A 26,505-nucleotide genomic window follows, 5' to 3' on the forward strand; every position below is an offset into this window, starting at 1 on the left:
TCGTTTTTTCGGAGGCCCTGGTCCAAAGAAGCGAATGGCCGCGCGGCGCGGAAAAGCCCAAGCTTGGTGCCATCGATTCAATGCAACGAGGCCCGCACACCATGTCCACCGCCAACCCACGCCCGCTCGGCATTGCCGCGCTGCTGCTCGCCACCTCCGGATGGGGTGCCATGTTCCTTGTCGGCAAGGACGTCCTGCACCACGTCGAACCCATGTGGCTCACGCTGATCCGCTACAGCATGTCGGCCCTGCTGTTCGCCGCGCTGCTGCTGCCGCGCGGCGCGGTGCCCTGGCGCAAGCTCCGCCTGCATGCGGTGCCGCTGGCATTGCGGGGCGCCGCGGGCTTCGGCGTCTTCAGCGTGATGCTGTTCGTCGGGCTCGCGCACTCGGTGCCTTCGCACGGCGCGGTGATCGTGGCCACCACGCCCATGACTACGCAGCTGGTGCGCTGGGCCTTCGATGGCGTGCGGCCCGCGCGGCTGGCGCTGCTGGCAACGGCGCTGGCGCTCGCGGGCGTTGCCATGGTGTCGGGCCTGCTCTTTGGCGGCGCCTCGTCGGCCGGCTCGACGCTCTTCGGCGACGCGGTGGCCTTTGCCGGCACGCTGGGCTGGATCTGGTACACGCGCGGCGCGGCGCGCTTTCCGGCGCTCGACGTGGTCGAGTATTCGGCGCTCACGGTGCTGGCTTCGTGGCCGCTGCTGCTGGCGGGCGCGCTGCTCGCCACCGCCTTCGGCGCGAGCCACGCACCCAGCGCCGAGGGCCTGCGCCTGTCGTGGCACGCGCTGCTGTTCGTGGGCCTGGTGCCCTCCGCCATCTCCGTGCTGGCCTTCAACTATGGCGTTCGCACGCTGGGCGCCGTCACCGGCACGGCCTTCCTGAATTTCGTTCCGGTGTCGGCCTTGCTGATGGGCGTCGCGCTGGGCAAGCTGCCATCGGCTCACGAGCTGGCCGGCATGGCGATGGTGGTCGGCGGACTGCTGCTGCATACGGCCGCGAGCCGCAGGGCGGCAGCCGCACCCGCAGCGCGCGCCGCGGGCGGCAACAGCACCGCGGGCTACCGCGCCTGCGGCGCCAGCGCGCGATAGAAGTAGGTGGTGTCGCAGGGCGCGCCGCCCGGCAGCAGCGCATAGCCCGGAATCACGCCGACGCGCGTCCAGCCGAGCCGGGCATAGAGCCGCTCGGCCTCGGCGCTGGAGGTGTCGAGCACGAGCAGGGTCTTTCGGTGTTCGAGCGCGAGCTGTTCGGCGGCCTGCATCAGCAGTGCGCCGATGCCCTGGCGCCGGGCGCGCCGGTGCACGAGCATCTTCGAAACCTCGGCGCGGTGCGGCTGGTTCTCGGGCTGCCCGAGCACCAGCTGCACGGTGCCGACGATGCCTTGCGCGTCTTCGGCCACCAGCAGCGCGCGCTCGCCGCTTGCCACGCCTTCGGCCACGCGCTGCCAGAAGGCCTGGGCGCGCTCGGGCGTGAGCGGCAGCATGAAGCTGACCGAGGCACCGCCTTCGACGCAGTCGACGAGCAGGTCGGCCAGCTGCCGGACATGCGCGTCGCCGACGCTGGAGAGAAGGCGGATGCGTGGCGCGGAGTCTGTTGCCGCAGGTTGGGTCATGTCATCTCCAGGAAGAGGGCGAGGTGGCGATCACGACGGCATAGCGCGCGATCTGCCGCGTGGGGTTGTAGTAGCTGGTGGGACGGTCGAGCAACAGCGCCAGGCAGTCGCCCGTGCCGAGCCGGTGGCGCTCGTCGCCGAGCGTGACTTCGATGCTTCCTTCGAGCACCCACACCTGCTGGTGGACCTGCGGTTCCCGCGCGCCGGTTTCGTAGGCCACGCGCGCCTTGGGCGGAAAAAGGATCTCGACGATGTGGATCGGCGATGCGGAGCCGCCGGGCGACACGTTGCGGCGCACATAGCCCGAATGCGGATCGCGCCATTGCAGCTGGTCGGCCAGCCGGGACACCGGCCCCGACGCAGGCACCGGCGCCTCGAACAGCGACGCCAGCGGAACGCCGAGGCCGGTTGCAAGTTTCTCGAGCAGCACCGCCGTCGGGCTGCTTTCGCCGCGTTCGATGAGCGAGATCATCGAGCGGCTGACGCCGCAATGCGCCGCCAGCGCCTCGAGCGAAAGGCCGCGGTCGGCGCGCAGGTCCCGCACGCGCTGCGCGATGCGGTCGTTGAGGCTGGGCGGCTGAGTTTCCATGATGCCGGATGAATATCCAACATCATGGAATAGAAGTCAAGGCGAGTTATCGACCGGCGGGAGCGTCCTGCCCGTCCTTCGGCCTCGACGACGGCTCCCAAGAATCAGGCGTGGTCGCGACCAGCTCCTTGAGGTTGGACCAGGGCTTTGCGCCCGGCACGGTGGTGCCGCCCGTGATCGCCACCTTCGCGAAGGCGACCATCCGCTCGCGCAGGTATTGCCTGTCGCTCTCGGGCCAGGTCTCGATGGAATGGGGCGCGCGGGCCACCACGATTTCGCGCGCACCGCGAATGCGGTCGTAGGCGGCGATGGTGCCTTCGAGTGTTTCGGCGCGGTCCCACAGGCCCTTGCCGAAGAAGGCGGCCGGCCACTTGTGCATGCCCGCGAGCGGCGCCGAGTTCGGATAGAAAAGGATGTGGTGGTCCGCCGCCATGCCGCCAAGGAACAGGTTGCGATCGGCCAGGTCGGGCGATGCGGGCAGGTAGCCCGCGCCGCTCGCAAAGGAAGACAACAGAATGGCGCCCTTGATGTTCGAAAGCCCCTTGGGCGGCTGGCATTCGGGCACCGGCATGTCGTAGCTGCACGCGCCCGAAAAGTTCTTGGCCATGGCCCATGCGGTCGACATCGAGCCGCGCGAATAGCCGCCAAGCAGGATCGGAATGCGCGTCGACTTCATGCCGCCCAGCAGCTTGCCGGCCGCCTCCTTGCCTTCGAGCACGCGGCCGTCGGGCGTGAGCAGCCGCAGGCCGTCGCCGCTGTCGAACTGCGCGAGCACGCGAAACACGTCCTCGCCCTGCTCCAGCGTGTGGGTGTCGCTGAATCCGCCGGAGATGCCCTCGCCGCGCCGGTCGTAGGCCAGCACGTCGAAGCCCGCCTGGTTGAGCGCATCGAGGTTCTCGCGCCACCAGCGCTGGCCCATGGTCTCGGTGGTGGCGTTCGGGAACTTGACGTCGACCGCGCGGCCCGTGGCCGGGTCGATGCGGTAGGGCTTTTCGTCGGGGTGCTGGATCGCGGTGAGCTGCCCGCCGCCGCCCGGCGCCATGACGACCAGCGCGCGCATCCTGCCGCCCTTGCCATCGTCGACGCCGCGGCCTTCGATGTACCAGCCGCGCAGCTTGACCGGATCGGCCATCTGCAGGTCGATGCGCTCGAAGCTGTCGCGCGGCACGGTGAACTCGACCACGAAGGTGCCGGCATCGGCGCGCGCAATCGCCTCGGCATAGGGCGCCTTGGCGAAGAAGGCCGGACGCCGGATCTGCCGCAGGTCGACGGGCCCTTCCGGATCGATCCTGCCGGAAGGATCGACCACGCCGGTCGAGCGCGTCGCGCGCGCCTTGTTCGGCGGCAGCCAGCGCTGCATCTGCGCATCGATGCGCGCAAAGCAGGCGGCATCGGCCTTGCAGGCGCGCCAGCGCTCCTTCAGCCGCGCATCTGTGAATTCGTCGACGTAGTAGTCGCTGTCCGCATAGCCCGCTGGCGGGCGGTAGGCATTGACGCCGAACGGCACGCAGGCGGTGCGGCCATCGGACTGCGGCAGCCGGTAGCCGGGCAGTTCGTGGTTGCGGTCGACGCCGACCCAGGCGCGGCAATCGGTGGGCGGCGGTGCCGCCCTTGCGCTCCTGGATGAAACAGCACCGCCATGCGAAGAGCAGCCGCCGATGGCCAGGGCCGCCGCGAGCACCGCAGCTGCGGCCGAGCCGATGCGAAAGAACGTGCGCATGTTTTCGTCTCCTTTCGATCCGCGCCATGCGCGGTTTCATCGCTACAACAGCATGAAAGCCGCGGCGGCCACCAGCGTGGGCCCGAGCGCACCCAGCAGCAGTCCGCCGGCGCCGATGGTCTCGTCGGAGAAGCCGCGCTTGAGCAGCGCGACGCCCGCGGGATTGGGCGCGTTGGCAATCACCGTCAGGCCGCCGCCGGCCACCGCGCCGGCCACGAGCATGTACTTCGATTCGTCCGAGATGTTGGTGATCAGCGAACCCAGGTAGGTGAGCGCCGCGTTGTCGGTGATGGCCGTGAGGCCCAGTGCGCCGAAGAACAAGGCGAGCGGCTGCAGGCTCGATACGACCGGCTCCAGCCACCACTGCTGCATGCCGCCGAGCACCACCAGCCCCGCCAGGAAGAAGCCGACGAGCAGTGCCTCCTTGATGATGAGCGGACTCTGGTGGCGCTCGTAGGCTTGCGTGTAGCCGAGAAACATCAGGAAGAGCCCGAGGAACGCCACCGGATGATGTGCGAACAGCACGATACCGGCCAGCAGCACGAGGTGCACCAGCGCCACGGCGGGCGGCACGGGCGCTTCGGAGAGCGCCGCGTCCGCGCTCGAAGCCGCGGGCAGGTGCTTGCGCAATACGAAAGTGGCCACGGTGGCGTTGACGAGCACGGCCACGGCGGCCTTCCAGCCGAAGGTGGCAAGCATGAAGGCGCTGTCCCATTGCCAGGTCGAGGCCACCATCAGCACCGGCGGCGCGGCGTACGACGTGAGCGTGCCGCCGATCGACACGTTGACGAACAGCACGCCCAGCGCGAGGTACTTCACGGCTTCGGGCACCTGCGGCCTGAAGATCTGCGGCGCGAGCATCAGCGCCGCAATGGTCATGGCCGCGGGCTCGGTGACGAGCGAGCCCAGCAGCGGAACGGCCGCCAGGCCGAGCCATGCCGCCGCAACGGGCGTGGGCAGCGGCAGCACCCGCGCGACAAGGCTCACGCCCGACATGACGGTGCGCAGCACGGGCCGCGAGGCGGCCACCACCATCACGACGAAGACGAACAGGGGCTCGGTGTAGTTGCGCGACTCCGCATAGCCGAGTGCCGGCCCGCCGCCAACGACCAGGGCCATCGCAAGCACAAGCACGATGGCCCAGAAGCCGAAGACGACTTCCACCTCGCCCAGCAGGTGAAAGAGGCCGGCATGGCGGGGAAAGCGGTGCGACAGCCGCTCGAACTGCTTGGCGGCGAAGGTGTGGACGAGCGCGACGGCGAAGATCGCTGCGGCAAGGTACTGGATGGTGGGCTCTTGCATGGGACGGATGGCGTGGTTGATCCGCGTGGCGGCCCGACCATCGCATGAACCTGCGGCGCCGCCAACAAGAAGCAAGCGGCCCCGCACCCAGCCCCAGTTTAACGGGGCCCGCCGGCTAGGGCTGCTGCAGGCGCTGCAGCAGCTCCGCGCTCGGGTAGCCGTCCGCGGGCAGGCCCACGCTGCGCTGGTAGCGGCGCAGCCCTTCGCGCGTGGCGGGGCCCATGACGCCGTCGGCCGCGCCAGTGGCAAAGCCGCGCCGGGTGAGCGCGGCCTGCAGTTCGGCGATCTGGCTGCGCGAGAGCGCCGTCAGGTTCCTCGGCCATGGCGCCTGCACGTCGGGGCCGCCGCCCAGGCGCTGCGCGAGCAGGCCCACGGCGAGCGCGTAGTTGGTCGAGTTGTTGTAGCGCAGCACGGCGCGAAAGTTCGGCCCGACCAGGAAGGCCGGCCCCTGCGCGCCCGCGGGCAGCAGCACCGAGCCATCGGCAAATTCCGGCAGCGGCTGGCCGTCCATGCTCGTGATTCCCTCGGCCGCCCACTGCGCGCTCGGCTGGCGCACGGCCATGTCGGCGCGGCCGTAGTCGAAGCCCGCGGGCAACTTGATCTCCACGCCCCACGGCATGCCGGCCTGCCAGCCCGAGCGCGAGAGAAAGTTGGCCGTCGAGGCCACCACGTCGGGCATGCTGCCCCAGATGTCGCGGCGCCCGTCGCCGTCGGCATCCACCGCGTAGGCCAGGAAGTTCGACGGCAGGAATTGCGTCTGGCCCATGGCGCCCGCCCAGGAGCCGATCATGCGGTCGCGCGCGATGTCGCCGCTGTCGAGGATCTTCAGTGCCGCGAGCAGCTCGCGGCGCGCCCAGTCTTCGCGCCGGCCCTCGAAGCCGAGCGTGGCCAGCGCGTCGATGACCGGGGTGCTGCCGTAGTTGCCGCCGTAGTTGCTTTCCATGCCCCAGATGGCGACGACGACGGTGGCCGGCACGCCATAGCGCGCGGCGGCCGCATCGGCTTCGGCGCGCACCTGCTGCAGCTTGTCCTGGCCCGTGGCAATGCGCTGGGGCGAGACGGTGTTGTCGAGATAGTCCCAGACCGTGCGTGTGAACTCGGGCTGGGCGCGGTCCAGCTCGATCACGCGCGGAAGAAACTGCACCTGGTCGAAGGCGCTTTGCAAGGTGGCTTCGCGGATGCCGGATGCGCGTGCGGTGGCGCGGAAGTCTGCCACCCATTTGGCGAAGCGCTGCTGCTCGAGCGCGGCAGCGTCAGGGGCTGCGGGCGCGGGCGCAGTTGCGGGCCGCTGACTCGCCGTGGAGCCCGGCGGCTGCGACGCCGGCCCGGGCGGTGCGGAAGCGCAGCCCGCGACAAGCGCCGCGGTGGCTGCGGCCACAAGGGCGGGCCGGATGGTGGACTGCAGGAATGAGGTGCTGCTGGTTGGATGCATCCGCGGATTCTCACCCGTGCTGCACGGCGGCAAGCCGTTCTCACGCACCGACGCGCCCCTTTCCTACAGCTGCGGTGGGCGGGCCAGCGAGCATGGGCCGTCAGCAGCAGCGAACTCCCGCGGCTCGAATCTCGAAGGGGACAGTGATGCCACATCAAACCTACGCCGCATGCATCGAGGCGTGCAACGGCTGCGCCACCGCATGCCATCACTGCGCCGCGTCCTGCCTGAAGGAGCCCGACGTCCAGATGATGGCCCGGTGCATCGCGCTCGACATGGATTGCGCGGCCGCCTGCCAGTTTGCCGCGGCCGCCATGGCGCGCGGCAGCGAACATGCGAAAGCCATCTGCGCGCTGTGCGCCGGCATCTGCGAAGCCTGCGGCGAGGAATGCCCCAGGCACAAGCACGAGCACTGCCAGGCCTGCGCCAAGGCCTGCCGCGATTGCGCAGCCGCGTGCCGCGCGATGGCACGCTGAGCTGCCGCGACCGGCTCGCGCGCGTCCGGCTATGCCTTGCCGGACGCCACCTGCTGCGTGAATGAAAGCGCCAGGAAATCGACAAAGGCCCGCACGCGCGCGGCCAGCTGGTGCCGCTGCGGATACACCGCGTAGATGTCGGCATCGGGCGTGAAGTACTGCGGCAGCACCTGCACCAGGCGGCCGTTGCGCAGGTAGCGGTTGATGTCCCACTCCGCCCGCATCAGGATGCCGTGGCCTTCGAGCGCCCAGTTCACGGCGATCTCGCCGTCGTTGGTCGCGAGGCTGCCGCGCGTCTTGATCGATTCGGTGCGCGCATGGCGGCCTCGGCCGCTCGTCAGGCGCCAGACGCCGTAGGCTTCCTCGCCCTGGCGAATGCCGATGCAGTTATGCCTGGCCAGGTCGTTCGGAACCTTGGGCATGCCGCGCGCCGCCAGGTAGGCGGGCGATGCGCACAGCAGCCGGCGGTTCGATGCGATGTGCCTTGCCACCACGCGGCTGTCCGGCGGCGCGCCAAAGCGCACGCAGACATCGAACAGGTCTTCGCTCGGCGCCGGTGGATTGACCGACAGCTGCAGCTGCACCTCCACGGCCGGATGCTTGCGCACGAAGCGCGAGATCAGCGGCGCCACATGGCTGCGCCCGAAGCCCAACGTTGCGTTCACGCGCAGCTGGCCGCGCGGCGTGGCGCGCGACACGCCCAGCAGCTCCTCCATGCCGTCGATCTCGCCGAGGATGCGGCGCGCATGCTCCAGGTACAGCTCGCCCTCGGGCGTGAGGCTCATGCGGCGCGTGGAGCGGTTGACCAGCAGCACGCCCGCGCGCGATTCCATCAGCGCCAGGTGCTTGCTGACCGCGGGTGTGGTGATGCCCAGCTCCCGCGCGGCGGCGCTCAGGCTGCCGGCGCTGGCCAGGGTGGAAAAGAAGCCGAGATCGGCCGGAAGGATGGCGCTGCTCATCGTGGCCCCACTGTTGAACTCAGGTTAACAATGGCTTCACTTTAGCGCCGATTCCGCGGGCTGCTGCTTCTTACAGTGGAAGCTCTTTTTCAACCTCCCGCAGGCATCGCCATGAAGACGTACAAGATCGCAACCATTCCCGGAGACGGCATCGGCAAGGAAGTCGTGCCCGCGGGCCAGCAGGTGCTCGAAGCGCTGGCTTCGGCCGGCAGCAGCTTCACGTTCGAGTTCGAGAATTTCGGCTGGGGCGGCGACCACTACCGCGAACACGGCGCGATGATGCCGGCCGACGGCCTCGATGCGCTGCGCAGCAAGGACGCGATCCTGTTCGGCTCGGCGGGCGATCCGCATATTCCCGACCACATCACGCTCTGGGGCCTGCGCCTGAAGATCTGCCAGGGCTTCGACCAGTACGCCAACGTGCGCCCGACGCGCATCCTGCCCGGCATCGACGGCCCGCTCAAGCGCTGCGGCCCCCATGATCTGAACTGGGTCATCGTGCGCGAGAACTCCGAGGGCGAGTACGCCGGCGTCGGCGGCCGCGTGCACCAGGGCCATCCGATCGAGGCCGCCACCGACGTGTCCATGATGACGCGCGCCGGCGTCGAACGCATCATGCGCTTCGCCTTCAAACTGGCGCAGTCGCGGCCCCGCAAGCTGCTCACGGTCGTCACCAAGAGCAACGCCCAGCGCCACGCGATGGTGATGTGGGACGAGATCGCGCTGCAGGTCTCGAAGGAGTTCCCGGAGGTCACCTGGGACAAGGAACTGGTCGACGCATCGACCGCACGCATGATCAACCGGCCGGCCTCGCTCGACACCATCGTCGCCACCAACCTGCATGCCGACATCCTGAGCGACCTGGCCGCCGCGCTCGCGGGCAGCCTGGGCATCGCACCCACCGGCAACATCGACCCCGAGCGGCGCTACCCGTCGATGTTCGAACCGATCCACGGCTCCGCCTTCGACATCATGGGCAAGGGCCTGGCCAATCCGGTCGGCACCTTCTGGTCGGTCGTGATGATGCTGGAGCACCTGGGCGAGGCCGAGGCCGCCCGGCGCGTCATGCAGGCGGTCGAAGCCGTGACGGCCGACCCCGCGCTGCACACGCGCGATCTCGGCGGCCGCGCCACCACCGCGCAGGTCACGCAGGCCGTGTGCGCACGGCTCGCGTAACCCAATCAAACACACGGCGCAGACCGTCAGCCAGGAGACAAAGACATGTTGAAGCAACCATTCGCCATCGGGCGCCGCCGCGCCCTCGCGGGAACCGCCCTGGCGGCCCTCGGCCTTTGCATCGCGCCCTGGGCCACTGCCCAGGAGCCGTGGCCGGCCAAGCCGATCAGCCTGGTCGTGCCCTTTCCTTCCGGCGGCACCACCGACGTGCTGGCCCGCGCGCTCGCCGATGCGCTGTCCAAGGCCCTGGGCCAGCCCGTGATCGTGGAAAGCAAGCCGGGCGCCGGCGCCACGCTCGGCGCCGACTACGTCGCCAAGGCCAGGCCCGATGGCTACACGCTGCTGATGGGCGCGGTGCACCACACCATCGCGACCAGCGTCTACAAGAAGCTGCCCTACGACTTCCAGAAAGACTTCGCGCCGATCACCACGGTGGCGATGGTGCCGAACGTGCTGGTGGTCAATGCCTCGCTCACGCCGGCCAAGTCGGTGGCCGAGCTGGTCGCGCTTGCCAAGGCGTCGCCGAAGGAGCTGGCCTACGGCTCCAACGGCAACGGCACGGCGCAACACCTGATCGGCACCCAGTTCCAGGCCAGCACCGGCGTCAAGCTGCTGCACGTGCCGTACAAGGGCAGCGGTCCGCTCACCACCGACCTGCTGGGCGGGCAGGTGGACATGTCCTTCGACACCATCACGCCCGTGCTGCAGCACATCAAGGGCGGCAAGCTGCGCGCGCTGGCCGTCACCACCGCCAAGCGTTCCGCCGTACTGCCCGAGGTGCCGACGCTCGAGGAGGCCGGGCTCAAGGGCTTCGACATCGGCACCTGGTTCGGCGTGCTCGCGCCGGCCGGAACGCCGAAGGACATCACCGCAAAGCTCCACATCGAGATGGCCAGGATCATCAAGTCGCCGGAGTTCGCCGAGCGGATGCGCGCGATCGGCGCCGACCCGATCGGCGACAGCTCCGCCGAGATGGCGGCCCGCATCCGCGAGGAGACGGCGAAGTTCGCGAGGCTGGTCAAGGAGGGGAAGGTCGCGGTCGAGTAGGCCGGATTCACGACGATCTTGTTACTCTCCGCTGCGCTCGCCAGTCCCTAGAGTTGCCTTGCGGCGCCAACCACGGCGCGCCACAAGGAGCCGGCGATGAGCAGCAACAGCAGGAACAGCAGCAAGAACGACCGCGTCGCGCAGGCGCTCGGCATCTATCGAAGCATCGCGGCGTGCAACGAGCGCCTTGCGCGCGGCAACGACGTCCACGCGCTCACGGCGGCGTTGATGCTGCCCTGCTACCACGCCGAGTTCAGGCGCGTGGCGAGCGAGCTGAACCATTCGGAGCAGGACGAGCTGGGCGCCGCGCTCGAACGCTACCTGCCTGGCAACGCCGCAGTGACCGCGTCCTACAACGAACTCCTGGTTGGCCTGCGGCTGCGGCCGGCCCGCTGATCTGCCCACACAGACCCGGGAGCCATGCCGACGCGCGGCTGTTCTGATCCAGAACAACCCCGCGTACCAGGGCGATTTCGCCGCGGCCCGCAAGGAACTGCGCGGGCGTCTCGGCCTGGACAGGTGATCGCCCGCCGCCCCGCCGCAAGCGGCTGATACACTTTGCGCGCGTTGTCAGGTGTCCTGGCGCCCCGTGTAAACGGCGGGGTGGCCAGGGTGAAACGGGAAGTCGGTGCGCGGCGGTGGAGAGAACACCGCGCAATGCCGACGCTGCCCCCGCAACGGTAAACGAGTCAAGAAGCAAGACCCCGGGATTCGGTCCCGCGCCACTGTGCCGCGAACGGCATGGGAAGGTGGTCTTGCTGCAGAGCCGATGGCTCTGCGCTCGTGAGCCCGGAGACCGGCCTGACGACCAGCGCATGACCTTGCGGTGGGCGAGGATCGGCGGGCGGCGCATGGCGTCCGGCTCGATGCAGGTGTGCATCCGCCGGAACCGCATCCACTGGCGCCCCTCCGATTTCTCTCCCCCCGCCCGGTCGTACCGACCATCTATCGCGCGGCGGGCGCGGAGGAATCATCATCATGAACGAGCGAGCCATCGCTCCAGGCAGTGCGCCGACGCCGGGAACCGTGTGGTTCGTCGGTGCGGGCCCGGGCGATCCGGAACTCATCACCGTCAAGGGCCGCGGCCTCGTCGAGCGCGCCGGGGCGATCCTGTTCGCGGGCTCGCTCGTGAGCGAAACCGCCATGCGCTGGGCGCGGCCGGACTGCGCCATTGCCGACAGCAAGGACATGACGCTCGAGCAGATGTCGGCCTGGCTGATCGCGCAGGCCGCGCGCTGCGAGACCGTGGTGCGCCTGCAGACCGGCGACCCGGGCCTGTACGGCGCACTGATCGAGCTGGTGCAGCCGCTGGATGCGGCGGGCGTGCCGATCGGCGTGGTGCCGGGCGTGTCCTCCGCCATGGCCTCGGCGGCGGCGGCGGTGGAAAGCCTCACGCTGCCCGAGGTCACGCAGACCGTGATCTTCACGCGCGTCGAAGGCCGCACGCCCATGCCCGAGGGCGAGTCGCTCGAGGCGCTCGCCGCGCACCACAGCACGCTGTGCATCTTCCTGAGCATCACCCTGATGGGCAAGGTCACGGCCGCGCTCACGGCCGCCGGCTGGTCGCCCGATGCGCCCGTGGTGGTGGTTCACAAGGCAAGCTGGCCGGGCGAAGAGAAGATCGTGCGCGGCACGGTCGCGACCATCCAGGCGCTGTGCCGCGAGGCCCGCATCGCGAGCCAGTCGATGATCATCGCCAGCCCCACGCTGGGCGCGCGGCAGTGGACCACGCTCGCCAAATCCAAGCTCTACGACGCGAGCTTCACGCACCGCTTCCGGCGCGCGAGCGTTCCCGTCCAAACCCTGCGCCAGGAACTCCCATGAACTCCGAAACCATTCTGCTGGTGGGCCACGGCTCGCGCGAAAAATCCGGCAACGACGAGATCGAGGCCTTTGCCGCGCAATGGCGCGAGCGGCAGCCGGGCTGGCGCATCGAGGTCTGCTTCATCGAGTTCTCCGAGATCACGATGAGCGAGGGCCTGCGCCGCGCGGCCGAGAGCGCGCGGCGCGTGATCGTGGTGCCGCTCATCCTCAATGCCGCGGGCCACGTGAAGATGGACGTGCCGCAGGCCATCGACGGCGCCCGGCTCAAGTACCCGATGGTGCAGTTCCTCTACGCGCCGCACCTCACGGCCTGCGATCCGATCCTCGCGATCCTCAAGCGCCGCCTCAAGGACGCGATGCAGGCGCTCGACATGCCCGACCCGACCACCACCGGCGTGGTGATCCTGGGCCGGGGTTCGTCGGACCGCCAGGCCAATGGCGACATGGCCAAGATGGCGCGCTGGCTGATGGAGGAGACCGACCACGAGCTGGTCGACCTTGCCTTCACCGGCATCACCTACCCGCGCCTGGAGAAGGCCGTGCAGCGCCAGGGCCTGCTGGGCATGAAGCAGGTGGTGGTGCTGCCCTACTACCTGTTCAACGGCACGCTGGTCGAACGCATCGCGCGCCAGGTCGAGCACCTGAAGGCGCAGTACCCGACGATCCGTTTCGTTTCCACGCGCTACTTCGGCTTCGAGCCCGAGATCTTCGCGCTGCTCGAACAGCGCGTGGACGACCTGCGGCGCGGCGCGCCGGCCGCGCTCATGCCTTGCGACGGCTGCAAGTTCCGCGACTTTGCGGTGGAGCACGGGCTGGGCGGCCACCACCATGGCGATGCGGCGGCGCACGGCCACGACCACGACCACGATCACGACCACGATCACGACCACGCGCATGGCCACGTCCATGCGCACGACGCGGTGCCGGCGCTGCGATGAAGCCGACGCACGCCCCGGCGGCCAACGTCGTCACCGAGCAGCTCACCGCGGCGGGCCGCGCCATCGAGCACGACTCCTTCGCGGTGATCGACCGCGAGGTGGCCTCGCATGCCTACACAGCCGACCAGTGGCCCGTGGTGCGCCGCATGATCCATGCGAACGCCGACTTCGACTTCAACGGCCTGACCGACTTCCACCCGGAGGCAGTCGACGCCGCCATTGCCGCCATCCGCTCGCGCGCCAGCCGCGTGCTGGCCGATGTCGAGATGATCTGCGTCGGCCTCTCGGCGCCGCGCCTCGCGCACTTCGGCATGGGCACTCACCAGTTCATCAGCGACCCGGACGTGATCTCGCAGGCGATGGCCGAAGGCACCACGCGCGCGGTGCAGGCCATGCGCAAGGCGCACCGGCTCGGGCTGGTCGACGGCGCGATCGTCGGCATCGGCAATGCACCGACCGCGCTGATCGAGATCGTGCGGCTGATCCGCGAAGAGGGCGCGCGCCCCGCGCTGGTGGTGGGCATGCCGGTGGGCTTCGTGTCGGCGGCCGAATCGAAGGACCTGGCCGCGCTCGAAGACGAGGTGCCCTGGATCGTGATCCGCGGGCGCAAGGGCGGCTCCACGCTGGTGGTGGCCGCGATCCACGCGCTGCTGGGCCTGGCCGAGGCGCGCGAACACGCCGCATGATGGACAAGGGCGCGCCCCGCGGCACCCGCACCGGTTTCACGACCGGTGCGTGTTCGGCCGCGGCGGCGCGCGCGGCGGTGATCGGCCTGGTCACGGGCCAGGTGCCCGACCACGTCGAGTGCCTGCTGCCCAACGGTGATCTCGTGCGCTTCGCGGTACACGATGGCCGCGTCGACAGCGCGAGCGCGCACGCCATGGTCATCAAGGACGCCGGCGACGACCCCGACTGCACCGACAAGGCCCATCTCACGGCCGACGTGCGCCTGCTGCCCGATCTGGCGGGCCAGGTGGTGCTGGCCGGCGGCACCGGCGTGGGCACCGTCACCATGCCGGGCCTCGGGCTCGCCGTGGGCGGGCCGGCCATCAACCCGGTGCCGCGCCGCAACATCGAGGCGAACGTGCGCGCGGTGGGCGCGGCGCTGCTCGACGAGGTCGGCCTCGAAGTCGCGATCTCCGTGCCGCAGGGCGAGGAGATGGCCAAGAAGACGCTCAATGCGCGCCTGGGCATCCTCGGCGGCATTTCGATCCTCGGCACCACCGGCATCGTCAAGCCGTATTCCACCGCCGCCTACCGCGCGAGCGTGGTGCAGGGCGTGCAGGTGGCGGGCACGCTGGGCCATGGCGTGGTCGTGCTCACGACCGGCGGGCGCACCGAGAAATTCGTGATGGCCGAAATGCCGGAGCTGCCCGAGCCGGCCTTCGTGCAGATGGGCGACTTCCTGCGCTACGCGATGGGCGCCGCGGTCAAGGCCGGAATCCGGAAGGTGGTGATCGGCGGCATGGTCGGCAAGCTCACCAAGATCGCGCAGGGCGAGACCATCACCCACGCCGGCCGGGCCGAGGTCGACACCGGCCTGCTGGCCGACCTGGCCGCCGGACTCGGCGCGCCGCCCGATGTGTGCGATGCGATCCGCGGCAACGAGACCGCGCGCTATGCCGGCGAGCGCATGGACGCGCTCGGGCTCGGCACCGCCTTTCACACGGCGCTCGCGCAGCGCGTCATCCAGACGCTGCGCACGCGCTACCCCGACCAGTTCGAACTGAAGGTGCTGGTCTGCGACTTCGAAGGCCGAAAGATCGCGGAGGCCCCGTGAACGACAGCGAGAACAACAACATGACCAACAAATGCCGCATCCTCGGCGTGCTGGACGACGGCGATGCGAGCCTCGGGCGCGGCGCGATGGCCCACCTGCAAAAGGCGCAACTGGTGATCGGCGCCGCGCGCACGCTGGCGCTGTTCGCGCCGCACATCGCGCCCGGCGCGGTGCAGCGCGATCTCACGGGCGCGCTGTCGCAGGTGCCCGAATGGATCCGCGCCGCGCAGGCCGAAGAGCGCCGCGTGGTCGTGCTGGCCACCGGCGATCCGCTGTGCCATGGCATTGCGGCCTTCCTGGCCGCGCGCCTGTGCATCGAGGCGATCGAGGTCATTCCGAACGTATCGACGCTGCAGCTGGCCTGCGCGCGGCTCGGCCTGCCGTGGCAGGAGATGAAGTTTGCCTCCGTGCATGCGAAGGATGCGGGCGACTGGCTCCCCGGCTCGCCGCCCGCGCACGGCCTCTATGCGCTGCTGCGCGACATCCGCCAGCACGACCGGCTGGCCGTGCTCACCAGCCCCGACAACACGCCCGACCGCATCGCGCGCATGCTGGTGGCCGAAGGCCTGGCCGACGATTTCGAGATGGCCGTGGCCGAGCGCCTGTGCCAGCCCGAGGAGCGCGTGGTCAGCGGCATGCGCATCACGGCCGCGGCGCAGATGCGGTTTGCCGATCCGAACGTGGTGCTGCTCTGGCGCACGCGGCTGCGCGCGCCGCAGGTGCTGTTCGGCTTGCCGGATGCGAGCTTCGAGCAGCGCCATCCCGAGAAGGGCCTGATCACCAAGAACGAGGTGCGCGCCGTCTCGCTCGCGCGCATGCAGCTGCGCGCCGACAGCGTGGTGTGGGACATCGGCGCGGGCTCCGGCTCGGTCGGGCTGGAGGCCGCGCGGCTGTGCTGGCGCGGCCATGTCTACGCGATCGAGAAGAACGCGGACGACAGCGCCATCGTCGCGCGCAACCGCCAGGCCATGGGCATCAGCAACCACAGCCTGGTGCACGGCAAGGCGCCCGAGGGCCTGGCGGCCTGGGCCGATCCGGATGCGGTCTTCATCGGCGGCTCCGGCGGCGAGCTGGCAGAGCTCATCGCGCTGGTGCTGCGGCGCCTGCGGCCGGGCGGCTGGCTGGTGATGAACTTCGTGACCATCGAGAACCTCGCGGCTGCGGTCGAGGCTCTCAAGGCGCAGGGCGCGGCCTGGGACGTGCTGCAGCTGCAGGCCTCGCGCAGCAAGCCGATCCTGCACATGCACCGGCTCGCGGCCGAGAACCCGGTGTGGCTGGTCTGTGCGCAAGCAGGCGGTGTGGCATGACGGCACCCGGCATGCTCCACGGCGTATCGCTCGGCCCGGGCGATCCGGACCTGATCACGCGCCGCGCCTGGTCCCTGCTGACGCGCGCCGATGCGGTCTGGACCTACCCGGTGCGCAGCCTGCGCAAGGAAAGCTACGCGCTCGACATCGCGCTGCGCGCCGGCCTGTCGGCGCCCGCGCAGCACCAGGCGCTGCTGTTCCCGATGACCCACGACGCCGAGAAGCTCGCGCGCCACTGGCTGAAGGCCGCGGAGACCGTGCAGGCGCTGCTGGCCACCGGGCAGGACGTGCTGTTCCTGGTCGAGGGCGATGCCTCCACCTACGCGAGCTTCTGCTACCTGGCGCGCGTGCTGCGCGAGCTCGACCCGGCCGCGCGCATCGACGTGGTGCCCGGCGTCACCTCGTTCAACGCGGCCTGCGCACGCCTGCAGCTGCCGCTCTCGGAGCAGGACGACACCGTGGCCATCGTGCCGGCGGCCTACGGCATTGCGGCGGTCGAGAAGATGCTGGACGACTTCGACACGCTGGTGCTCATGAAGGTCAAGCCGCTGCTCGACGACCTGATCGACCTGCTGGCGCGGCGCGGCCTGCTCGCGCACAGCCGCTTCATCGAAAAGGCCGGCTCGCCGGTCGAACGCATCGTGCACGACGTGGCCAGCCTGAAGGGCAGCAAGGTCAACTACTTGTCGCTGCTGCTGGTGAAGAACCCCGGCCGCGAACGCGGCGAACTGGTGCGCGGCTGCCGCAAGAAGACCAGCACCGAAATCGAAGAGGACAACCCGAATGACGAATGAAGCCGCACCCCGTGTGGTGCTTGTGGCCATCACCAAACATGGCGCGCAGCAGGCCGCCGGCCTGGCCCGCCAGCTGCCGGAGGCCAGCGTGTGCGTGGCGGACAAGTTCGCGCCGCTCATGGCCGGCTTGCCCAACCCGGTGCGCGCCTACGCGGGCGCCTTCCGCAACGAGATCGCAGCGCTGTTCGCGGACTTCGACCAGGTCGTGTTCTTCGTCTCGCTCGGTGCCGTGGTGCGGCTGATCGCGCCGCACCTCAAGAGCAAGGACGAGGACCCGGGCGTGCTGGTGGTGGACGACGCCGCGCAGTTCGTGATTCCGGTGCTCTCGGGCCACGTGGGTGGCGCCAACGCGATGGCCGAGCAGGTCGCTTCGCTGCTGGGCGCCACGCCGATGCTGACCACCGCGTCGGACGTGGGCAAGACGATTCCGGTCGACATCCTCGGCCGCGAGCTCGGCTGGAAGGTGGAGGCACCCAAGATCAACATCACGCGCGTCTCGGCCCATGTGGTGAACGGCGAGCCGATTGCGGTGGTGCAGGAAGCGGGCAGCGCCGGCTGGTGGACCCGCCCCACGCCCCTGCCCGCCAACATCCACCGCTTCGCGCGCTTCGACGAGGTCGACCTCGCGCGCTTCAAGGCCGTGCTGTGGATCACGCAGGCCGAAGTCAGCGCCGAACGCTGGAGCGCGCTGGCCGAGCGGCTCGTCGTCTATCGGCCGCCGCTATGAGCACCGTGCGCTACGCCATCGGCCTGGGCTGCGACCGCGGCACGCCGCAGGCCACGCTGCAGCAGGCGATCGACGAAGCGCTGGCCGGCATCGGCACGCAGCTCGCGCAGGTGGCGGCGGCAGCCAGCATCGACCTGAAGGCCGACGAACCGGGCCTGCTGGCACTGGCCGCGGCCCACGGCTGGGCGTTGCGCTTCTACTCTGCCGCGCAGCTGGCAGAAGTGCCCGTGCCGCATCCGTCGGAAACGGTGCGCCGCCACACCGGCACGCCTTCGGTCAGCGAGGCGGCCGCGCTGCTGGCCGGCGGCGGCCTGCCGATGGCGGCGCTGGTCGTCCCCAAGCACAAGCACCGCGGCGCCGACGGGCGCCACGCGACGGTCTCGATCGCGCGCATGTCCTGATGAACTCCAACCCTCACTCTCTCGAATGGAACCCGCAATGAACGCCTCCTCCACGCACACCACTTCCCACACCGGCGGCTTCGCCCATGCCGGCACGGCGCGCAGCCTGCTGCTGCAATTGGCCGGCGCCGCAGCGCTGGGCCTGTTCGTCCTGTACGGCGTCGCCTTTGCCGAAAGCCCGCTCGCGCACAACGCCGCGCACGACGTGCGCCACGTCACGGTCAAGCCCTGCCACTGAGCGCGGAGCGTCCCATGATCTTCCAACGACTGATCTGGTCCGCGCTGGCGGCGGCCGTGCTGGTGGGCAGCGTGCAGACCGGCGTGCAGCAGTGGCAGGCCACGCCGATCATCCAGGCGGCCGAAAGCTACGAATCGCAGAAGGCCGCGCCTGCAGGCCACGGCCATGACGCGGCGCATGCCCACGGCGCTGCCGCGGATGAAGTTCAATGGCAGCCCGAGGACGGCGCCGAGCGCAGCTTCTGGAGCTGGGTCGCCAACATGCTGCATGCCTTCAGTATGGCGCTGCTGGTGCTTGCGGCAATGGGCGTCTGCCTCTGGCGCGGCACGCGCATGCGCTCGCTGCCGCTGGCGCTGCTGGTGTCTGCCGCCGGCTGGCTGAGCTTTCACTTCTGGCCGTCGCTCGGGCTGCCGGCCGAGATCCCCGGCATGGATGCGGCCCGGCTGGGTTCGCGCCAGGGCTGGTGGGTGCTGGCCGCAGCCGGCGCGGCGCTGGCCTGCATCTCGCTCGCGGGCCTGCGCAGTGCCTTGCGCTGGCCCGCGGCTGCGGCCTGGCTCGCGCTGCCTTTCGTGGTGGGTGCGCCGCAGGCCGCAGGCGATCCTTTCGCGGGCTTCGGGCCCGAGGCACAGGCCGCGCTGCGGACGCTCGATGCGCGCTTCATCTGGGTGACCACCTGGATCTCGCTGAGCTTCTGGGCCTCGACGGGCGTGGCCTGCGGCCTGGCCTTCGAGCGCTGGCTGCGGCCGGTGCTGGCCGCTGCGTTCGGCAATTCGCGCACCGCGCCGGCACTGGAGGTGAATCCATGAGCGGCAAGATTTCATTGGTCGGCATCGGGCCCGGCCACCACGACCACATGACGGGCCGCGCGCTGGCCGCGATCGCCGAAGCCGACGTGGTGGTCGGCTACAGCACCTACATCAAGCTGGTGGCCGACCTGCTCGAGGGCAAGGAAGTGATCCGCAAGGGCATGACCGAGGAGCTCGACCGCGCGGTCAATGCGCTCGAATGTGCCCGCGAGGGCAAGAAGGTGGCGCTGATCTCCAGCGGCGATGCCGGCGTCTACGGCATGGCCGGCCCGACCTACGAGGTGCTGTTCCAGGCCGGCTGGACGCCGGACTCCGACATCGCCGTCGAGGTGGTGCCCGGCGCGTCGGCCATCAACGCCTGCGCGGCGCTGGTGGGCGCGCCGCTCACGCACGACTTCTGCTCGATCTCGCTGAGCGACCTGCTCACGCCCTGGCCCGTGATCGCGCGGCGGCTCGACGCGGTGGCGGCGGCCGACTTCGTGGTGGCTCTCTACAACCCGAAGAGCGGGCGGCGCACCCAGCAGATCGTGCAGGCGCAGCAGCTCTTCCTGCGGCACCGGCGGCCGGACACGCCGGTGGCGGTGGTCAAGTCGGCCTACCGCCGGCGCGAGCGCATCGAGTTCACCACGCTCGCCCACATGAGCGAGTGCGACATCGGCATGCTGACGACGGTGCTCATCGGCAACAGCCACACCTTCGTGCAGCACGGCCTCATGGTCACGCCGCGCGGCTATGCCAACAAGTACGACCTGGACGATGGCGGCAACACGCGCAGCGGCGAGAAGCCAGGCCGCTCGCTGTCGACCGGCCTGCTGGGCTGGATGGCCAACCTGCGCGCCGACCATGCCGAAGGCGCGAGCGCCGCCGCGCTGGCGGCGCAGCACCGCCTGCCCGTCGATTACATCGAGGCCGTGCTGGCCGCACCGGCCGAGGAAGAAGAAAGCCCCGCGGCCGCGCCGCTCGAGGAGACGCAGGAATGAGCGAGGTGGTCAAGCCCAAGATCGGCGGCTACAAGCGCCACCTGCTGGTCTGCACGGGACCGCGCTGCAGCCCCGACGGCGCCTCGCAGGACCTGTTCGACAGCCTGGGCGACAAGTTCAAGGCCGCGGGCCTGAACGAGGGTGCACTGCGCGTCAAGCGCAGCCGCGTCGGCTGCTTCGCGGCCTGCAAGGGCGGGCCGGTGATGTGCGTGCAGCCCGACGGCACCTGGTACTACAACGTCACGCCGGAGAACATGGACCGCATCCTGTCGCAGCACCTGGTGGGCGGCGTGGTGGTGGAAGACCTGGTGTTCCACCAGGGACCGGGCCTCGCGCCAGACACGGACGCCTGAGGCGCTGCAGTCGCACGCCGGCTATTCGACAAAGAGCAGCGCCGGGCATTCGAGCGAGGCGCGCACGGCCTGCACGAACTCGGCCGCCAGCTGGCCGTCGACCACGCGGTGGTCGAAGGAGGATGACAGGTTCATCATGCGGCGCGCGACCACGGCGCCATCCTTCATCACCGGGCGCTGCACGATGCGGTTGACGCCGACGATCGCCGCCTCGGGCGCATTGATGATCGGCGTGGACGCGATGCCGCCCAGCGCGCCGAGGCTGGTGACGGTAATGGTCGAGCCGCTCAGCTCGTCGCGCGTGGCGCGGCCCGCGCGCGCGGCCTCGGCCAGGCGCGCGATCTCGGTTGCGCTGGACCAGGGGTCGCGCGCTTCGGCGTGGCGCAGTACCGGCACCATGAGGCCCACGGCGGTCTGGGTCGCGATGCCGGCATGCACTGCGCCGTGGCGCGTGAGCACGCCGGTCTCGTCGTCGAAGCGGGCATTGACCTGCGGAAAGCGCGGCACCGCCAGCACGATGGCGCGCACCAGCAGCGGCAGCAGCGTCAGGTGCGCCCGCTCGCTGCCCCAGCGTTCGTTGAGCCGCGCGCGCAGCAGCTCCAGCTCGGTCACGTCGACTTCCTCGACGTAGGTGAAGTGCGGGATGCGGCGCATCGCATCCTGCATGCGCTGCGCGATGCGGCGGCGCACGCCGGTCACGGGCACGGCCTCCTCGTCGTGGCGCTCCGCGTAACGCGGCGGGCCCGGCGCCTGCGCGCCCTGCCTGCGGAGCAGCCAGGCGTCGAGGTCCTCGTGCAGGATGCGGCCGTCCGCGGCGCTGCCCGGCACCTGCTGCAGATCGATGCCGAGCACCGCGGCGCGATGGCGCACCGCGGGTGCGGCGAGCGGCTTGCCGGCCGATGAGGATATGCGCACGGCCGGAGCGGATGTCGCCGCAGCTGCTACCCCCGGTGCAGGTGCCGGCACGGGCGCGGACGCGCGTGCGTGCGCGGCCGGCACCTGCACCGCCTCACCCTGCGCCTCCACGTCGATCCGTATCAGCTCCGCGCCCACCGCGAGCTGCTGCCCCACTTCGCCGCCGAGCGCGAGCACCCGACCCGCGACCGGCGAGGGAATCTCGACGGTGGCCTTGTCGGTCATCACGTCGGCCAGCACCTGGTCTTCCGCCACCGTGTCGCCGGGCTGCACGCGCCACGCCACCAGCTCCACCTCGGCAATGCCTTCGCCAAGGTCCGGCACCTTGATTGCATGCGTGGCCATTCAGTTCTCCATGACGCGGCGCATCGCCGCGCCGACGCGCGCCGGCCCCGGAAAGTAGGCCCACTCCTGCGCATGCGGATAGGGCGTGTCCCAGCCGGCCACGCGCTCGATCGGCGCCTCCAGGTGGTGGAAGCAATGCTCCTGCACCAGCGCCACCAGCTCGGCGCCGAAGCCGTTGGTGCGCGTGGCCTCGTGCACGATCACGCAGCGGCCGGTCTTCTTCACCGAGGCGACCAGCGTCTCCAGGTCCAGCGGCCACAGGCTGCGCAGGTCGATGATCTCGGCATCGATGCCGGTCTCGCGTGCGGCCGCTTCCGAGACGAACACCATGGTGCCGTAGCTGATCACCGTCAGGTCGGCGCCGGGGCGGAACACGGTGGCCGACTCCAGCGGCACCGTGTAGTAGCCCTCGGGCACCTCGCCGAGCGGATGCGCCGACCACGACACCAGCGGCCGCTCGTGGTGGCCGTCGAAGGGGCCGTTGTACAGCCGCTTGGGCTCCAGGAAGATGACGGGGTCGTCGTTCTCGATCGAGGCAATCAGGAGGCCCTTGGCATCGCGCGGATTGGAAGGCATCACCGTGCGCAGCCCGCAGACGTGCGTGAACAGCGCCTCGGGACTCTGGCTGTGCGTCTGGCCGCCGTAGATGCCGCCGCCGCAGGGCATGCGGATGGTGATCGGCGCGGTGAAGTCGCCGGCCGAGCGGTAGCGCAGGCGCGCCGCCTCGGACACGATCTGGTCGTAGGCCGGATAGACGTAGTCGGCAAACTGCACTTCCACCACCGGGCGCAGGCCGTAGGCGCCCATGCCGATGGCCGAGCCGACGATGCCGCCCTCGTTGATCGGCGCATCGAACACGCGCGAACGGCCGTACTTGGCCTGCAGGCCTTCGGTGCAGCGGAACACGCCGCCGAAGTAGCCCACGTCCTGGCCATAGATGATCACGTTGTCGTCGCGCTCGAGCATCACGTCCATGGCGGAGCGCAGGGCCTGGATCATGGTCATCGAGGCCATGGCGTCAGCCCTCGGACGCGAGCTGCTCGCGCTGCCGCTTCAGGTGCTCGGGCATTTCCTTGTAGACGTCCTCGAACATGGTCGCGGCGCCGGCGACGTGGCCGTCGGCCATGGAGCCGAAGCGCTCGGCCTCCTTCAGCGCGGTGTTCACCTGCGCCTCCAGGTCGGCCTGCGTCTGCTCGTGCTCCTGCTGCGACCAGGCGCCGATGGACCTCAGGTGCTGCGCCAGGCGCGGGATCGGATCGCCCAGCGGAAAATGCGCCCAGTCGTCGGCCGGACGGTAGCGCGAGGGATCGTCCGAGGTCGAGTGCGCGCCGGCGCGATAGGTCACCCATTCGATCAGCGTCGGCCCGAGGTTGCTGCGGGCGCGCTCGGCGGCCCAGCGCGAGGCCGCCAGCACCGCGAGAAAGTCGTTGCCGTCGACGCGCAGCGATGCGATGCCGCAGCCCACGCCCCGCGCCGCGAAGGTGGTGGCCTCGCCGCCGGCAATCGCCTGGAAGGTCGAGATCGCCCACTGGTTGTTGACCACGTTGAGGATCACCGGCGCGCGGTACACGTGCGCGAAGGTCAGCGCCGTGTGGAAGTCCGACTCGGCGGTGGCGCCGTCGCCGATCCATCCCGAGGCAATGCGCGTGTCGCCCTTGATCGCCGAGGCCATGCCCCAGCCCACCGCCTGGATGAACTGCGTGGCCAGGTTGCCCGAGATCGAGAAGAAGCCGGCCCGCTTCATCGAATAGCACACCGGCAGCTGCCGTCCCTTGAGCGGATCGCGCTCGTTGGACATCAGCTCGCAGATCAGCTCGAGCAGCGTCACGTCGTCGCGCGCCAGCAGCAGGCCCTGCTGGCGGTAGGTGGGAAAGCACATGTCGCCCTGCTGCAGCACCAGCGCGTGGCCGGTGGCAATGGCCTCTTCGCCAAGGCACTGGATGTAGAACGATATTTTTTTCTGCCGCTGCGCGATCAGCATGCGGGCGTCGAAGGCGCGTGTCTTCATCATCGCGCGCAGGCCGCGGCGCAGCAGCTCGGGGTCGGCCTCGGGCGCCCACGGGCCGACTGCGCGGCCCTCGTCGTCGAGCACGCGCACCAGTGTGTAGGCCAGGTCGCTGGTGTCGGCCGGCGACGCGTCGACCGGGGGTTTTCGCACCTCGCCGGCGCGCGACAGGTGGAGATAGGAAAAGTCCGTCTCATGCCCCGGCCGCCCGGTGGGCTCCGGCACATGCAGACGAAGAGATACGCCCTGGCTCATCGCGTTGTCTCCGCGCTCGATGGAATCGCTCGCCAGCAAAGCCTAGCGAATTTCAGGCGGGAGCGCAGCCGGTCAAGCGCGTATTTTTTCTTGCGGGCGCGTCAGTCCTCGGCGTCGAAGAAAGCGAGCTTGCGCGCACGGGGCAATGCCTTGACCCTGATCTCCGCCCGCAGCGCGGCGCCCTTGTCGGGATAGGCGCGCGCTGCAAGCACGCGCAGCGGAGGACGCGCGCGCGTGAACTTGGCGCCGAGTCCGAACACATGCTGGAAGAAGCGCTGCTCCACGTCGAGCGCGATCCCTGCGTAGTACACGCCGCCTTCGCACTCCAGGAGATAGAGCCAGTAGGGCACGGGATCGGGGTCGGGCAGGGATCGGGGCATGGCGCGGATTGTGCAGCCGCAGCCGCCCTTCGCTGGAGTCGGCTTTGGCAAAGCGGCGAGGGGAACGCGCATTTGCGGGCGTACAGTGGGTGGCCGAGCCCACGCCCACGGCGGTTGCCGGAACGCTGTCGGGCTCTCCACGAATGGAGGTTGAACATGGCCCAGCATGCAATTACCGCTGTTCACTTCAGCGACGGAAAGATCGATCTCGTCGCGATTCACCCGGTGGTGGAGCAGGAGTTCGGCTCGACCGAATTCGCGCTTGGCGCGGCACGGCGCATCGGCATCGGCGAATGCGTGGAGCTCCTCGCCGCCGGCGAGGAAGTGTGCCTTGCACGGCGCACCGAAAGCCATGCCTGGGAGGTGGTTTGCGATGTCCAGCTCCTGCCGGGCGGCGCCGGCATCACCGGCGTCGACGTCGTGGGCCACCCCAACGATGCGCTGCACGAACTTCCTGCGTGGGACTGAGGGCGCAGCGGGCGAGCTATATTGCGCGCTCAGCAACAGACAGAGAAGAAATCACCATGGCAAAAGCCTACTGGGTCAGCGCGTACCGTGCCGTCAACGACGCCGACAAACTCGCGGCCTACGCAAAACTGGCCGGCCCGGCCATCACCGCCGGCGGCGGCCGCTTTCTTGCGCGCGGCCTGCCCGCCGAGGTCTACGAGTTCGGCCTGTCCCAACGCACCGTGCTGATCGAGTTCGACAGCGTCGAGCAGGCCAGGGCCGTGCACGACAGCCCCGACTACCAGGCCGCGCTTGACGCGCTGGGCGACGGCGCGGAACGGGACCTGCGGATCATCGAAGGGGTCTGAGACATCCAGGGGATCGGGCTCTCAGGGCATGTCCGGTGCCCTGGCTTTCACCGGCTGCGCTCGCCGTCGCGCACGGATTCGATTGCGCCGTTGTAGATGCGCACGACGCCAAGGAATGCACCGCGACCGCGGTCGTATGTCCATTCCTCCATGGGAACGCACTGGTTCGCAAGAATCGCCTGGGGACTGCCCGCGCGGTAGGGCGTCACGATCCAGCCGAGCTGCAGCATCGGCACGCAGACGCTCTGGCGATAGATCGGCTCGCCGCATTTCTGAAGCAGCGACACGGGCGAATCGCCCTTGCCCACGAGCGAACCGTTGCAGCCCATCGACTGGGAAGCTTCGGCGGACGGAACAAGGATGGCCATGAACGCCGCCGCGAGCCAAAGGCTCCAGTGGTGGGGGTGAGAACTTTTTGAGAGAAGCTCAGGCATTGTCCGTGCGCGCCATGCGCGGTGCATCGAAGCGCGCAGGCGCCTGCGGCAAGCCGGCCAGGTCCGCGCGGGCAAACTGGAAGCAGTCGATCCCGGCAGGAAGCACGACGCCCGTCTGCGCCGAGCTGGTCCAGATGTGCGAGCTGATCGACACGGAATTCGGGTCATCGAACGCCCCCGCGAGAGATCCCGCGGTACTCGGGCCAGCGCTCGAACGTGAGCGTGAGCGTGGTGCCGCATCGGGGGCAGAAGTGGACATGCACCTGCCTCGAACTGCTTTCCGATTTGTGCGAGTACCTTGCCATCGGCTCGCCCGAGAACTGGACCGCGTCCACCGGATACATCGACTCCGCGTATGAGGTCGAACCCGTCACCCGCTGGCAGAACCTGCAGTGGCATTGCAAGGTGCGCATGGGCTCGCCCAGGGCGACGAAGCGCACGGCCCCGCACAGGCACCCTCCATCACGTCGAGTCGTCACGCCGATCGCCTCCTGTGCCAATGCCGCGGATAAGGTGCCATGGGATGCAATGCCTGGCAGTCAGTCCTGCTGCCGGAGGATCTTCTCCATCTTCCTGCCCTTCGCGAGCTCGTCGACCAGCTTGTCCAGGTAGCGGATCTTCTGCATCAGCGGATCGTCGACTTCCTCGACGCGGACGCCGCAGACCACGCCCTTGATCAATGCGCTGTTCGGATTCATGGCCGGAGCCTCCGCAAAGAAGGCCTCGAAATCCTTCCCCTGTTCGATCTGCCGCGCGAGGCCCGCCTGGTCATAGCCGGTCAGCCAGCGAATGATCTGATCCACTTCTTCCTTCGTCCGGTTCTTGCGTTCGGCCTTCTGGACGTACATCGGATAGACCTTCGCAAACGCCATCGCGAAAATTCGATGCTGAGGCATGGCCG

33 protein-coding genes and 1 riboswitch are annotated in these 26,505 nt (G+C 69.6%); of the genes, 19 read left to right on the forward strand and 14 right to left on the reverse strand.

Annotation, left to right across the window (positions count from 1 at the left end; all coding sequences use genetic code 11):
• Positions 1–101 precede the first annotated feature (101 nt).
• Complete coding sequence (locus AC1DMS_RS06995; protein ID WP_012746184.1) at positions 102–1,085, forward strand: DMT family transporter; 984 nt, start codon at positions 102–104, stop codon at positions 1,083–1,085.
• Here AC1DMS_RS06995 and AC1DMS_RS07000 read toward each other — a convergent pair.
• The 5 genes from AC1DMS_RS07000 to AC1DMS_RS07020 form a co-directional block, all read right to left on the reverse strand.
• Positions 1,055–1,606: a GNAT family N-acetyltransferase gene (locus tag AC1DMS_RS07000; RefSeq protein WP_012746183.1), complete on the reverse strand. Its 552-nt coding sequence runs from the start codon at positions 1,604–1,606 to the stop codon at positions 1,055–1,057. The two genes, AC1DMS_RS06995 and AC1DMS_RS07000, sit on opposite strands and share 31 nt — an antisense overlap.
• Before the next feature lies 1 nt (position 1,607).
• Positions 1,608–2,195 carry a helix-turn-helix domain-containing protein gene (locus AC1DMS_RS07005; protein WP_278877636.1) on the reverse strand — a complete coding sequence of 196 codons (588 nt, stop codon included), beginning with the start codon at positions 2,193–2,195 and terminating at the stop codon, positions 1,608–1,610.
• 46 nt (positions 2,196–2,241) lie between these two features.
• The gene (locus AC1DMS_RS07010; RefSeq protein ID WP_012746181.1) at positions 2,242–3,915 is read right to left on the reverse strand and encodes an alpha/beta fold hydrolase; all 1,674 of its coding nucleotides are present in this window, start codon (positions 3,913–3,915) and stop codon (positions 2,242–2,244) included.
• Between the two features lie 42 nt (positions 3,916–3,957).
• On the reverse strand, positions 3,958–5,217 hold the full coding sequence (locus AC1DMS_RS07015) for a putative Na+/H+ antiporter (RefSeq protein ID WP_436288913.1): 1,260 nt from the start codon (positions 5,215–5,217) through the stop codon (positions 3,958–3,960).
• A 115-nt stretch (positions 5,218–5,332) separates the two neighbouring features.
• The gene (locus AC1DMS_RS07020; protein WP_012746179.1) at positions 5,333–6,649 is read right to left on the reverse strand and encodes a lytic murein transglycosylase; all 1,317 of its coding nucleotides are present in this window, start codon (positions 6,647–6,649) and stop codon (positions 5,333–5,335) included.
• 146 nt (positions 6,650–6,795) lie between these two features.
• On the opposite strand from AC1DMS_RS07020, the gene AC1DMS_RS07025 reads away from it, so the two are divergent.
• The gene (locus AC1DMS_RS07025) at positions 6,796–7,125 is read left to right on the forward strand and encodes a four-helix bundle copper-binding protein (RefSeq protein WP_436288911.1); all 330 of its coding nucleotides are present in this window, start codon (positions 6,796–6,798) and stop codon (positions 7,123–7,125) included.
• 29 nt (positions 7,126–7,154) lie between these two features.
• Here AC1DMS_RS07025 and AC1DMS_RS07030 read toward each other — a convergent pair whose 3' ends face one another.
• Entirely contained in the window at positions 7,155–8,084 is a 930-nt protein-coding gene (locus AC1DMS_RS07030) for a LysR substrate-binding domain-containing protein (protein WP_012746177.1), read from the reverse strand.
• Positions 8,085–8,195: 111 nt separating this feature from the next.
• On the opposite strand from AC1DMS_RS07030, the gene AC1DMS_RS07035 reads away from it, so the two are divergent.
• The 15 genes from AC1DMS_RS07035 (at position 8,196) to AC1DMS_RS07105 (ending at position 20,455) form a co-directional block, all read left to right on the forward strand.
• Complete coding sequence (locus AC1DMS_RS07035; RefSeq protein WP_436288910.1) at positions 8,196–9,260, forward strand: tartrate dehydrogenase; 1,065 nt, start codon at positions 8,196–8,198, stop codon at positions 9,258–9,260.
• Between the two features lie 45 nt (positions 9,261–9,305).
• Complete coding sequence (locus AC1DMS_RS07040; RefSeq protein ID WP_012746175.1) at positions 9,306–10,307, forward strand: tripartite tricarboxylate transporter substrate binding protein; 1,002 nt, start codon at positions 9,306–9,308, stop codon at positions 10,305–10,307.
• Positions 10,308–10,403: 96 nt separating this feature from the next.
• A complete protein-coding gene (locus AC1DMS_RS07045) occupies positions 10,404–10,703 on the forward strand; it encodes a hypothetical protein (RefSeq protein WP_278877626.1) in 300 nt (99 codons plus the stop codon).
• Positions 10,704–10,862: 159 nt separating this feature from the next.
• Positions 10,863–11,126: riboswitch (cobalamin riboswitch) on the forward strand.
• 159 nt (positions 11,127–11,285) lie between these two features.
• Positions 11,286–12,131, forward strand: coding sequence for a precorrin-4 C(11)-methyltransferase (gene cobM, locus AC1DMS_RS07050; RefSeq protein ID WP_012746173.1), 846 nt, complete (start codon positions 11,286–11,288; stop codon positions 12,129–12,131).
• Positions 12,128–13,069: a sirohydrochlorin chelatase gene (locus AC1DMS_RS07055; protein ID WP_028254132.1), complete on the forward strand. Its 942-nt coding sequence runs from the start codon at positions 12,128–12,130 to the stop codon at positions 13,067–13,069. Before cobM ends, AC1DMS_RS07055 begins: the two co-directional genes overlap by 4 nt.
• Positions 13,066–13,755 carry a precorrin-8X methylmutase gene (locus AC1DMS_RS07060; protein ID WP_012746171.1) on the forward strand — a complete coding sequence of 230 codons (690 nt, stop codon included), beginning with the start codon at positions 13,066–13,068 and terminating at the stop codon, positions 13,753–13,755. Before AC1DMS_RS07055 ends, AC1DMS_RS07060 begins: the two co-directional genes overlap by 4 nt.
• Positions 13,752–14,849 carry a cobalt-precorrin-5B (C(1))-methyltransferase gene (locus AC1DMS_RS07065; RefSeq protein ID WP_012746170.1) on the forward strand — a complete coding sequence of 366 codons (1,098 nt, stop codon included), beginning with the start codon at positions 13,752–13,754 and terminating at the stop codon, positions 14,847–14,849. Before AC1DMS_RS07060 ends, AC1DMS_RS07065 begins: the two co-directional genes overlap by 4 nt.
• A 20-nt stretch (positions 14,850–14,869) precedes the next feature.
• Positions 14,870–16,156: a precorrin-6y C5,15-methyltransferase (decarboxylating) subunit CbiE gene (gene cbiE, locus AC1DMS_RS07070; protein ID WP_196230432.1), complete on the forward strand. Its 1,287-nt coding sequence runs from the start codon at positions 14,870–14,872 to the stop codon at positions 16,154–16,156.
• Positions 16,153–16,950: a precorrin-2 C(20)-methyltransferase gene (gene cobI, locus AC1DMS_RS07075; protein ID WP_012746168.1), complete on the forward strand. Its 798-nt coding sequence runs from the start codon at positions 16,153–16,155 to the stop codon at positions 16,948–16,950. The genes cbiE and cobI overlap by 4 nt, the downstream gene beginning before the upstream one ends.
• Positions 16,940–17,677 carry a cobalamin biosynthesis central domain-containing protein gene (locus tag AC1DMS_RS07080; protein WP_436299679.1) on the forward strand — a complete coding sequence of 246 codons (738 nt, stop codon included), beginning with the start codon at positions 16,940–16,942 and terminating at the stop codon, positions 17,675–17,677. Before cobI ends, AC1DMS_RS07080 begins: the two co-directional genes overlap by 11 nt.
• Positions 17,674–18,078 (forward strand): cobalamin biosynthesis protein, encoded by a 405-nt coding sequence (locus tag AC1DMS_RS07085; protein ID WP_012746166.1) that lies wholly within the window; start codon positions 17,674–17,676, stop codon positions 18,076–18,078. The genes AC1DMS_RS07080 and AC1DMS_RS07085 overlap by 4 nt, the downstream gene beginning before the upstream one ends.
• A 37-nt stretch (positions 18,079–18,115) precedes the next feature.
• Complete coding sequence (locus AC1DMS_RS07090) at positions 18,116–18,316, forward strand: CbtB domain-containing protein (protein ID WP_012746165.1); 201 nt, start codon at positions 18,116–18,118, stop codon at positions 18,314–18,316.
• Positions 18,317–18,330: 14 nt separating this feature from the next.
• Positions 18,331–19,122, forward strand: coding sequence for a CbtA family protein (locus tag AC1DMS_RS07095; protein ID WP_012746164.1), 792 nt, complete (start codon positions 18,331–18,333; stop codon positions 19,120–19,122).
• A complete protein-coding gene (gene cobJ, locus AC1DMS_RS07100) occupies positions 19,119–20,102 on the forward strand; it encodes a precorrin-3B C(17)-methyltransferase (protein WP_012746163.1) in 984 nt (327 codons plus the stop codon). The genes AC1DMS_RS07095 and cobJ overlap by 4 nt, the downstream gene beginning before the upstream one ends.
• Positions 20,099–20,455 (forward strand): (2Fe-2S) ferredoxin domain-containing protein, encoded by a 357-nt coding sequence (locus AC1DMS_RS07105; protein ID WP_018903602.1) that lies wholly within the window; start codon positions 20,099–20,101, stop codon positions 20,453–20,455. The genes cobJ and AC1DMS_RS07105 overlap by 4 nt, the downstream gene beginning before the upstream one ends.
• Positions 20,456–20,476: 21 nt before the next feature.
• Here the strand turns inward: AC1DMS_RS07105 and AC1DMS_RS07110 are convergent, their stop codons facing one another.
• The 4 genes from AC1DMS_RS07110 to AC1DMS_RS07125 all read right to left on the reverse strand — a co-directional run bounded on the left by AC1DMS_RS07110 (position 20,477) and on the right by AC1DMS_RS07125 (position 24,355).
• Positions 20,477–21,715, reverse strand: coding sequence for a dihydrolipoamide acetyltransferase family protein (locus AC1DMS_RS07110; protein WP_436299678.1), 1,239 nt, complete (start codon positions 21,713–21,715; stop codon positions 20,477–20,479).
• Positions 21,716–22,729, reverse strand: coding sequence for an alpha-ketoacid dehydrogenase subunit beta (locus AC1DMS_RS07115; RefSeq protein ID WP_012746160.1), 1,014 nt, complete (start codon positions 22,727–22,729; stop codon positions 21,716–21,718).
• 4 nt (positions 22,730–22,733) lie between these two features.
• On the reverse strand, positions 22,734–23,975 hold the full coding sequence (locus AC1DMS_RS07120; RefSeq protein ID WP_012746159.1) for a 3-methyl-2-oxobutanoate dehydrogenase (2-methylpropanoyl-transferring) subunit alpha: 1,242 nt from the start codon (positions 23,973–23,975) through the stop codon (positions 22,734–22,736).
• Positions 23,976–24,076: 101 nt separating this feature from the next.
• Entirely contained in the window at positions 24,077–24,355 is a 279-nt protein-coding gene (locus AC1DMS_RS07125) for a GIY-YIG nuclease family protein (RefSeq protein ID WP_012746158.1), read from the reverse strand.
• 156 nt (positions 24,356–24,511) lie between these two features.
• Between AC1DMS_RS07125 and AC1DMS_RS07130 the strand changes: the two genes are divergently transcribed.
• A complete protein-coding gene (locus tag AC1DMS_RS07130) occupies positions 24,512–24,823 on the forward strand; it encodes a hypothetical protein (RefSeq protein ID WP_012746157.1) in 312 nt (103 codons plus the stop codon).
• 56 nt (positions 24,824–24,879) lie between these two features.
• Positions 24,880–25,170, forward strand: a complete 291-nt coding sequence (locus AC1DMS_RS07135; protein WP_012746156.1) for a DUF1330 domain-containing protein — start codon at positions 24,880–24,882, stop codon at positions 25,168–25,170.
• A 47-nt stretch (positions 25,171–25,217) separates the two neighbouring features.
• Here AC1DMS_RS07135 and AC1DMS_RS07140 read toward each other — a convergent pair whose 3' ends face one another.
• The 4 genes from AC1DMS_RS07140 to AC1DMS_RS07155 all read right to left on the reverse strand — a co-directional run bounded on the left by AC1DMS_RS07140 (position 25,218) and on the right by AC1DMS_RS07155 (position 26,500).
• Positions 25,218–25,538, reverse strand: coding sequence for a DUF2845 domain-containing protein (locus AC1DMS_RS07140; protein ID WP_012746155.1), 321 nt, complete (start codon positions 25,536–25,538; stop codon positions 25,218–25,220).
• A 58-nt stretch (positions 25,539–25,596) separates the two neighbouring features.
• Positions 25,597–25,758: a hypothetical protein gene (locus AC1DMS_RS07145; protein ID WP_478180836.1), complete on the reverse strand. Its 162-nt coding sequence runs from the start codon at positions 25,756–25,758 to the stop codon at positions 25,597–25,599.
• A 10-nt stretch (positions 25,759–25,768) separates the two neighbouring features.
• Positions 25,769–26,017, reverse strand: coding sequence for a GFA family protein (locus AC1DMS_RS07150; RefSeq protein ID WP_478180845.1), 249 nt, complete (start codon positions 26,015–26,017; stop codon positions 25,769–25,771).
• Positions 26,018–26,143: 126 nt separating this feature from the next.
• Positions 26,144–26,500 (reverse strand): DUF2200 domain-containing protein, encoded by a 357-nt coding sequence (locus AC1DMS_RS07155; protein ID WP_062363113.1) that lies wholly within the window; start codon positions 26,498–26,500, stop codon positions 26,144–26,146.
• Positions 26,501–26,505: the final 5 nt, after the last annotated feature.

This window comes from Variovorax sp. 05T418 (assembly GCF_056396385.1).